We start from the raw sequence: 9,635 nt of genomic DNA, 5'->3' as shown, positions 1-9,635 counted from the left end.
CTCAAAATCGAATCACCAAACGTGGCTCCCGGCAACTTCGTTATGCGCTGGTTATGGGCGTTCAGTGCGGACTTATCCGTTCTCGCAATATGCGGCTCAAAGAGTTTTATGATCGTAAAAGAGCTGAAGGAAAGCCGCATAAAGTGGCTCTGGTAGCATGCGCAAATAAGCTAGTTCATTGGCTCCACGCCATCTTGAGAAATTAAAAGACATTTCGTTCAACTTAACATCATATCACTGGTATAACCTTCCAAAAACGACGATGACTTGGTAGGTTATTTAGTATGCTTAATTTAACAATACCATATGATTTAGGTTCATTTTACTGGGAATCTTGACAAGCTATTAGCTGGTATAGTTTAGTTCCATCTAAAAATCAACCAAGCTCCAGAGACATTTCCACTTTGAGTATAACAAGGAGAACCCCTAAATTGCCCCTAAAAAAGCGACGATAGCGACTGGAGCGTCACAAATCGCAGCCGTCAGTACCGTCGCTATTTTTGATCCAACCGAGTCGAACCTCTGTCCCCAAAAGCGGCTTAAACCCTTGCTGGGAAAGGGATTCAGGATTCTGAGGCTTGGCTGAGTAAATCCACAATTCGCCGCCGCGTGATGCTCAGGATGTTTGCGGCGGTTGCTTGCTGTCCTGATGGTTGGCCGATTCACCGATAATATATCGTCATCTCCGAACATAACTCTCAGCATGAATCAACTCCAATCCGCTTGGTTGGCAGCGGTCATCGCATGTAATAATGGGTCTGCTTTGATTTTGACTTCAAAGCAGACATGGTTAATTTCCATTTACTTGCTCTTTTGCGCCTGCATCTTCAGCAGCACCGCTACCGCCTCTGCTCTTGTCGTTTTATCGCCAGGAGCAAATTCGTTCGTGCCTTTGCCTTCGATAATGCCCAGCTTTTTCATGGACGCTACTGAGCCTTTCGCCCAGGTAGGGATATCCTTGTCATCCGCGAAGCTGGTTGTAACCGTCGCTTGAATGGACTGCCCTAGCGCGTTCGCAATCATCGCGGCCATCTCCGAGCGTGTAATTTCGTCACCCGGACGGAAGGATCCATCCTCATAGCCGCTAATAATACCTGCTTGCACCGCCTGCGCGACTGCTTTCTGCGCCCAAGCTCCGATTTTCGCTGCATCTGTGAACGTCAGAGCCGCTCCTTCACCTTGCGGCTTCAACGTGTTCATCAGCATAACTGCGAATTCTGCGCGCGTCACGGTTTTCTCCGGCTTGAACGTACTGTCTGGGTAACCGTTGACGATTCCACTGCTTACCGCTTGCTTGATGTTCAACTCAGCCCAGTGTCCGGAGATATCGCTAAAGTTAATCGTTGGATTTACTGGAACAGTTGGTTTTGCCGTAGTCAATACAGCAAATTTCGTGAAATGATCGACAGCACCCGTCACTGTTCCCTTATCCTTATCCACTTGGATATTATCTAGCAGAATCCATTTTTTAGTCACTTCATTTAACCAGTAAATGCCCACTGCGGATTTATCAAAATCTACTTTTTTAATGTCAAAAGGCAGTGTGACCGATACCAACTTGGTAAATTTACCGTCGTTGTCTGTCTTCATTTCAAAAACGTCGCTAATCAGTTTTAAAGATGCATCCATCGGTAAGTTGGACGTATCGATTAATTTATCTACGGTGACCTTTAGGCTGATAAAACTGCTAGCCACTGCCTCCGCCGGAACGATAATCGTAGCGCCGTTCAGGGTTAACATGCCACCTTTGCTTATAAAGATGTAATCTGAATTCGTTGATAAGCCTCCACCGCCACCACTGCTGCTAGTGTAAACAGGCGTTGTTGGTGCTGGTGTATAAGTGACAAATTTAGTAAAGTGCTTCGTCCAAATAACCATGTCGTTGCCGGAATCAATCCTGCCTTCTCCGCCAGCTGGCAATGCATCTCCAGCAACCTGACTATCTGCATTTAGCACGGTTGTAATAGGAGATACAACGGTGCTGCCTGGAGTAATAAACCCTGCACTTTTTCCTGCCATACCCGGTATCACTAATCTTACTGCTCGACTAAAAGTTAATGATTGCGTAGTTGATCCCACTTCAATGACCGCGTTAACGGTTCCATTCATTGTTACACTGCTATTCACCTGCACTTGAGGTAAGTTAATGACTCCCGTCCAGCCTGCCGGTGCCGAAACGATTGTTCCGGTAGGTATAGTAAGACTGACAATACCCAATTGTGCTGTGGTGGAGGTCACGTCCACTAACGGAAGAGTTGACTGTACGGTCGATCCAGCCCCACCTGTTGGGGTGACTTGAATACTTGCGCTTACCCCTGCTGGAACTGAAATGGTGACTGGTACATTGGTTACTGGAATAGGTGTTTCAGTTGCAATAATTGGTGCACGGTTTACTTTGATCGTATATGTGTTGCTCGTACCATTCTGCGCGGTTACCGTAATCTGGATTGGATTAGACCCAACAATCAGATTGGAAGCCGCGTAGTTATATACACTGCCCGTTACCGTGGTGTATACGGCACCCGAAACCGTGAGCGTTTGGTATGAATTTGCTTTGGTTACTGCCAAATTGAGACTTGTAACAGCGTTAGGAACGTCGACCGTATAATTAAGCTGCGACGGTGAAAACGTCAATGTGCCTTGATTCACGGTCATGTTAGACAGCTGCGCGTTACTGACGCTGCTACTGCTTATGGAAATGTTCAAGTCAATGGTAGTGCTTCCCGCAGCGTTGGTAGCTTTGACTGTAAAGCTTGCTGTACCAACTGCAGTCGGTGTTCCGCTTATTTTACCTGTCGATGCTTCCAGTGAAAGTCCTGCCGGCAAGCTGCCGCTTGCGATGCTCCAGGTTATTGGGGTATCGCCTGTTGCAACTAACATTTGACTGTAGGCAATGCCAACTTCGCCAATTGGCAAGTTGCTTGTGGTAATAGTTGGGGCTACCGGAGCTGCTCCTACCGTTACGTTGATGGTATAGGTTACTTTAGTTGCACCGTCTTGTGCGGTTACTACGACTTTCCAGGTTTTACCCCCATCGCTTGTCGTGGCAGTGCCTACAGTTGTATTAACATCAGTGGTAGTTACCACGATGTCAGAGGCTTTAAGGTTCGCTAATACTTTATCGTACGGAAGTACTACGTTGTAGACAGTATTAGAAACGGTGGCCCTTACTCCAGCGACAGTTACACTTGTAACAGTGGCATCAGAGGCTCCCGGAGCTCCCTTAACCGCCTCTGCCCTCCAAGATGTATAAATGGCGGAGTTGATATTAGCGGTGTTAAGCGAGGTAGGCGCGTTGGTGCTGCTGGCGTATGTGGTGCCGAAGCCGCCGAAATCGTTCCAGTCAACTTCCGCTTCCAGCTTTATGTTGCTCATATAGCCATAAGCCTCGCCGCCAAGCGTTACGCCGTCTTGCGCGTCATTGGCATAGACGATCGCCGTTAAAATGCCTTTGGTCGGATCATCAGGTTTTTGAATCATGCTTATCGTTATGCGCACGTCGTCAACCATACCCTCAATACCATCATAAATACTGGTCATTGCGCCTCTGGGGCCTTTAGGGTAAGTTACGCCGGTTTGCAGGTCGGTAATAGTTTGATCCAGCTTAGTGCCGAAGTCTGTACCGAGTGAGCTTGCCGGGTCGGCGTATGCCTCGCCGTTATTAAATTTCATAAGGAACACGTTTGTGCCGGCGCCGGCGCCGCCCGTGTTCGAGCCTTCCAGTGCGTATTTACTAATCCCGTCTGCATTGTCCATGCGCTGTATCCGTAAGCCGTACCCGTTCTTAATACCGGGTGAATAAGCCCTATTATCTTTGTTCTGCCTCATATAACTGTTGGGGTCGGGGTTGCTCAATGTATCGGCTTTGATATAAATATCCAGGAAACTTGGCGAGCTGCCGAAGCCGGAGCCGCCCTTGCTGGATACAAGGCCTACTTCCTCGGTCATATCACCGAACTTGCCACTATAGGTGGGCGGCACGTAGAACAAACGAGACGTGGCTGCAGCGGGTCCAGCGTTTCCGCTTGCGCCGCCTGTCGGTTCAATGCCGGAGAAATTCCACGTGACGGAGTTGTTGCTGCCGCCTTTCGCGTCGTTCCTCCACCCGTTCACCATCATCATCGTGCCGGGCGTTACCGTATTTTGTGCGGCTGTGGGAATATTAGCAAGAAGCGGCTGATCATACCATATCACTTCTTTGCCGCTTGTGGCCGTAAAGCCGTTTTTGATTGTGTCGGTCCAATAATGGGTCTTAACGTCCGCCGCCGTGATTACGCGAGTCATAGTCAAAGTAGTTTTGGCGCCGACCGCGCTGTGGTTATATTTGGGCGAAATTTCGGCCTGCAAGTAATACCCTATGTCGCCTTCGTTTACCGCATAATCCTTCACGGGGCCGCTGCCGTCACGCGAGACGGCTACAGGGGTTCTAACCGCCGGGTTGGCTGCGTTGACGCGGAACCAGTCAACAACGGTTCTATCAAGTAATCCCGCTTGCGCGCCCGTGCCTGTGAAGCCGGTTATTGTGTAATTCACTTTGGCTACACCGTTCACAGGGTCAAGCAGACTTGCCCCCGCAGCCAATACAGGCGTCGCTTGGTATTCGGCCTCAACAGTCAGGGGTATGCCGCGCGCGATTCCGAGGGAAGGGCTTCTCGCTATAACATACAGGTTCACATCGTCCGTAACGCCTGTTAAGTTAGCCGTGACCGTGGTTGTGTTTGTGCCGGTAGATTGGAGCGATATCACATCCGTGCCCGTGATTAATTTGCTCGTCGCCTTGTTTATGCCCGTCGCTTCGTGAGTATAGGAATACGCGGAAAATTCCCAGTCGCCGGGATTGGTTTTCCCGGTAGCCACTGCGGCTGTGAGCGTGGTCGTCGCGTTTGCGCCGCTGCCTTTACGCAGGTTTCCGCTGCCGCTGCGGGTCAGCGTAGCGTTCGTGGCGATTGTGTTATAGTTCGTGCCGCCAGTAAGCGAATCATACATAGCTTGCCTTAAGTTGCTGTTCCTCTCGACTAAAGCGGCTTCCGCGATTTTAGCGGCAATCGCCGTGTAGTTAGTAGTGCCTATGATATTTTTCACGTTGTAGTAAGCTTTACCGTTCGATTCAAGCTTATACGCCTTAAGCAGGTCGCCTGTCATATTGATTGCGACTCCCGGGGTAATTGCTTCTTGCACAATGTAAGGCGCGCCGTCAAACGTCACATTGGATTGGTAATTGCGGCTGGCGGGGTTCATAGGTCCTTTGCCCGCCCAGTTGAACAGGGCTTTGAAACCGCCTTGCGGCGCAGGTTTCGCGGATGTTCCTTTAAGCAGCGTATTGCCGCGATGTATCCGCGTATCAACCATAACCGCGTTGTTCACGTCAGTCGCGTCGTTAAGCCCGGATATGTATGTATCCGCCGCGGCAAGGCCGTTTACGCTCACCTCAAACGGATCCACATAGATATCGCTGTTATAGAATTGGGTGCCGCTGTTGAATTGGGTCATATAAAAGTGCAGTTCGCTATTCATATAGATAGAAGGGTTGCCCGAATGGCCGCCCGCGACGATATAGCAATTAATCATTACGGCTTGGCCGAGGGCCAGCATATTGTGGAGGCTCATAAACGCGCTGTTAACAGAGATGCCGCCTCTGCCCGAAGCGTTGGCGCCCATAAACAACTGAGCCTGCGTCCTCGTTTCGCTGCGCATAGGGCGGCTGAATCCGCCGTCTTTAAGGCCGAGAATGTTGGCGGCAAGTGTGGGGTTCGCGCTTGTCCACGCCTTAGCTTCGTTGTTAAGCGGGAAGTTCAAGTCTATGTTCGTGTAGTTGGCGAATGTGACGTTGTCTGTCCACACGCCGCCTGTGCCCGTAAGGTTAAACATCGTGAAGTTTCCGTTTGCGCCCGCTTGCTGCCCGCGGGCGGAGGCGTATACCACTTTGCTGTAATCGCTGCTCAATCCGAAGAAATAAAGGTAGTTCGTCGTCAGCGTCATACCGATAGGCGTGGCGTTGCCCATTGTAGTGGTATCATTAGTTTCGGGGTCACTCGCGTCACGCAGCGGGCGAATGTTATTATCGTCCGGGTTATCAACCCAGTAAACGCCGGGGGCCGTCAGAATCGTCATACGGCTGGCCTCCGTGCCGTTTACAAGGCCCTTGGGGATGACAACGTCGTCGGTTGTTTCAGGTGTTCCCATCGTAAGCGTCGTGCCCCATTTGGCATCCTGTATGGAGCGGAAGGCGTGGCCGTTGCTCGCCGCCAGCTGCGCGTCCGTCAAGCGCCAATCCAAAAAGATTGTGTTGGCGCCCAGCGTCCAGGTTTTGCCGTTCCAGCTTACCGTGGCGCCGTCAAAGGTAATTGCTTCCGCGCTATTCGGATCTAACGAGGCGTATATGGGGTGTTCAGCCGCTGACACCGTTATCAATCCCCCAGTCAAACTTCCGACTATCATGGCAGCACTTAATATACCAGCTAAGATTTTCTTTTTCATCTTTCGCAGTACCATTGTCAAATTCTCCTCCTTCATCTTTTGTAAGCGCTTCACTTTCGTGGCGCAGTAGTTGCGGGTGGAATGGCAGCACCAGAATAAAACTCAGCCAGGTAGTGTTTCATCTGGCAGTGCACCCGCTGAGGCTGCCTATTGGTAGGTAAACTCGTTCGGGAAAAACGGCAAGCATTGTAAACACCATAAAGGTACGTTTCTTCAATGAAAGCCTGCTCGTGTAAAGCCTCTCTGCAATCGTTTTTTTCAATTATGTCAATAACCAATAATGAGCAATTGCATCCCCCCTTCTTAGCAATAATAATAGCACTTACAAAGATAAATGTATTGGGGTAAGGTCGTTACAGTCAATATTAACATTGATAAACATATATTAACATCAATATAATATTATCCTTGTTCCAAATGGAACTGAATATAATCATTATTTGGGATAATAATAGCGATTTAATTCTTAGAGTGCTTGATAAACAAGCAAACCGGATATTAGCATAATCATTTTGATGTGGAAAAATAATCATCGGTCAAACGCAAGTGCGGCATCATCCTCATCCGGGTAGTAGGCTACAAAGTGATTTGCAGCCAAAATGGTTAAAAACATTCCACTCGGCAGTTTAACAACTCCTTCTTTATTATCCTTCCACGCCTTTAAAAATCGAACGAGTCTTTTGAGTTGATTCCCTTTTTCCTTCACTTCATCGTTGAACCATTTCGTAAGTTCCTTCGGATAACTATCGATCCAACCTTTCGTTTTGTGCGCAAGTTTAGGATGTGCATCCGTTTTCTTCACATAAATCGGTAGGTCAACGTGATAATTGGCTTTGTAGATAACCCGAACGCATGTGTTTTTATCTACAGGATCGGTGGTCGTATGTTCTTTCATTGCCTTTACTATCCAATTATGCACGGTTACCGGTGTAGCCCAGTCCTTTTCATCTGTATCCTTTAGATGCTCTAAATAAATCCCATCATCGATTTCGTACTCCCCATCGATTGGAGTGACGGTCGTATTCATCATATAGAAGCCCTGACCGTAAAACTTAGGTTCGGCTAGTCCGAGCTCCTCCATGAAATATTTTTTGATTTTCTTGCGAATTTCATTTCTGGATGTCCGAAGACTTTCTTTTTGGGTCGAATCCAGATAAATTTCTTTATGAAAATTAATAAACAGATCATGGCAATTTGACAAGATACGTAAGCTTCGAAAGCAGTTAGCGGATCTCAAGGAAGAGAATGATATTCTAAAAAAGGCGGCAGCCTACTTCGCGAAAAATCAGAAATAATGAGGTTCAAATTTATCTTTGAACACCCCTTCGAGTTTCGGATTGCGAAGATGTGCCAGGCTCTAAGCGTCTCAAGAAGCGGCTATTATGCTCATATCAAGCGACCGGAAAGCAAACGTAGCAAAGCGAACCGAGAGCTGCTTGATACGATAAAAGACATCCACACGAACAGTCGCAGAATCTGCTCTCGATTTTAATTGAAAAGGGAATAGATGCAAGTGCGCATTGGATTGAAAAAGAAGATGTAAAAGTGTTCTTTGTATCAGTTACCAAGGAGGAATTGGCTGCCCGTTACTTTAACGAGGCTGCCAATTCATACCGGCAGCCTCGTTCTGCTTTCTTATTGAACAAACGTTCTTCGTACTTCAATGAACAAAAGAAAGCCGCCATCAGGCAAGCTACTAGTTGCTCCTCCACTATCGTTTTCCGTTAACACTAACTTATTTTTGTGGTTTAGAGCTTTTGATAATAAATGTAGGTGGGATAAATGTTGCCTTTTCAACCGAATACCATCTCATTGGATTTTCGAGTTCAGCCTGTTCTGGGATAACCACCTCTTCGACAACCCTTTCAATTTGGAATCCGGTCTGTATTAATTCATTTATATATGTACTGAGTTTAATTTGGTTCATCATAGCTGGAATGTTCCACGCTTCGCACTGATGAAGTCCCTCTTCGTGATAAGATTTTTTAACTACAAAAGAATCCCTTTCGTACTTAATGCGATTATGTAATGGATGTTCCCAACTGAAAATAAAGAGTCCGCCCGGCTTCAAATAGTTGTATATGTTTTGCAATGTCTTTTTTAAATCAACGGTCCAACCAATAGCATAAATGGAGTAAACAATGTCAAAATAATTATTTGGAAGTCCAGGGTCCTGTTCCATTGGTCCTTGAAATAATCTCAAGATTGCTTCATGCGTCTTCAGCAGTTTTTGAGCAGCTTCAAGTTGTGTTTCGGATAAGTCAATTCCCCAAAGCTCAGAAACTCCACGAGATGCCATATACTCAAGAGAGTGGCCGCTACCGCAGCCAACATCCAAAACATTTAATTTTGAAACTTCGCCAAACAAGTTCAAGTCATTCTCCAATGGAGCAAATGGACCGTAAGTTGGAAGTGCAGTTCTACCGAAAAACCGTGGAGCCACCTCATCCCAACTCTTCTTATTGGATAGAATTAATTCTTCTTGTATTGAACTCACCAATATTAATCAACCCTTTCAATGATGTGTTTTAATGATAAATTCTATTTTCCAGATCGGTTTCCTGCTTCCCCTATTGTATAATATTACCAACAACAGTTGTTGAATCTTACTCCCGCTAGCCAGCGGAGGCTACCGAATTATTTCCCAGCAGCCTCTTTGATGTGTATTGAGTAAATTTATAAAACTCAGATGAAATAAAGGGTTCCACATATTAGTCATGTATAATATGTGAAACCCTTATGTTTAACTATCGTTCCTCGATAGTTTAATGACCGAATTACTCTTAGTTATTTATAAGCCGTAATGACTGATACGGATAGTTCTTCGGTAAATATACCAGTTGAATCAGTATCTATTAAAGCGGATTTCAATTCATTTTCAAATTTCTCCAGATTCTCACCAAAAAAACGTTTGGAGGCATATGAAGTGGAATACAAATTTCCGAGAATAGTGTCTACTGTCCAATTGTAGGAATAACTCGGTAAAACGTGTCTTTCAACATCCTTAAATCTAGATTTTGTAATGGTGTCCTCGAATCTTTCTTTGGGAGGCGTGTAAGTACTATTACCAGCTCTTCTTTCATCACCTAGCCAAACTTTTACTATTTCAGCTACCTTAAGCTTCCAATGTAATGGTTCACACTTCTCATTATCATAAT

At 46.6% G+C, this 9,635-nt stretch carries 4 protein-coding genes and 2 pseudogenes; 1 reads left to right on the top strand and 5 read right to left on the bottom strand.

The window, feature by feature from the left end; genetic code table 11:
* Nucleotides 1–206 (top strand): annotated as a pseudogene (locus BM210_RS33680) (IS110 family transposase); the annotation flags it as partial.
* 220 nt (nt 207–426) lie between these two features.
* Here the strand turns inward: BM210_RS33680 and BM210_RS33675 are convergent.
* The 5 genes and pseudogenes from BM210_RS33675 to BM210_RS35275 form a co-directional block, all read right to left on the bottom strand.
* Nucleotides 427–705, bottom strand: a complete 279-nt coding sequence (locus BM210_RS33675) for a hypothetical protein (RefSeq protein WP_091177040.1) — start codon at nt 703–705, stop codon at nt 427–429.
* A 96-nt stretch (nt 706–801) separates the two neighbouring features.
* A complete protein-coding gene (locus tag BM210_RS33670; protein ID WP_218185019.1) occupies nt 802–6,492 on the bottom strand; it encodes an S-layer homology domain-containing protein in 5,691 nt (1,896 codons plus the stop codon).
* A gap of 514 nt (nt 6,493–7,006) precedes the next feature.
* Entirely contained in the window at nt 7,007–7,678 is a 672-nt protein-coding gene (locus BM210_RS33665; protein ID WP_091177038.1) for a CBASS cGAMP synthase, read from the bottom strand.
* A 534-nt stretch (nt 7,679–8,212) separates the two neighbouring features.
* A complete protein-coding gene (locus BM210_RS33660) occupies nt 8,213–8,965 on the bottom strand; it encodes a class I SAM-dependent methyltransferase (RefSeq protein WP_091177041.1) in 753 nt (250 codons plus the stop codon).
* Between the two features lie 299 nt (nt 8,966–9,264).
* Nucleotides 9,265–9,635: pseudogene (locus tag BM210_RS35275) on the bottom strand (class I SAM-dependent methyltransferase); the annotation flags it as partial.

The organism is Paenibacillus sp. 1_12 (assembly GCF_900114475.1).
Classification (GTDB): Bacteria; Bacillota; Bacilli; order Paenibacillales; family NBRC-103111; genus Paenibacillus_S.
This window is presented reverse-complemented; position numbering and strand designations above follow the sequence as displayed.

Bases quoted from the DNA above. Each gene is read 5' to 3' on its own strand.
- BM210_RS33670 (WP_218185019.1), bottom strand. From the start codon at position 6,492: ATGGTACTGCGAAAGATGAAAAAGAAAATCTTAGCTGGTATATTAAGT.
- BM210_RS33675 (WP_091177040.1), bottom strand. From the start codon at position 705: ATGCTGAGAGTTATGTTCGGAGATGACGATATATTATCGGTGAATCGG.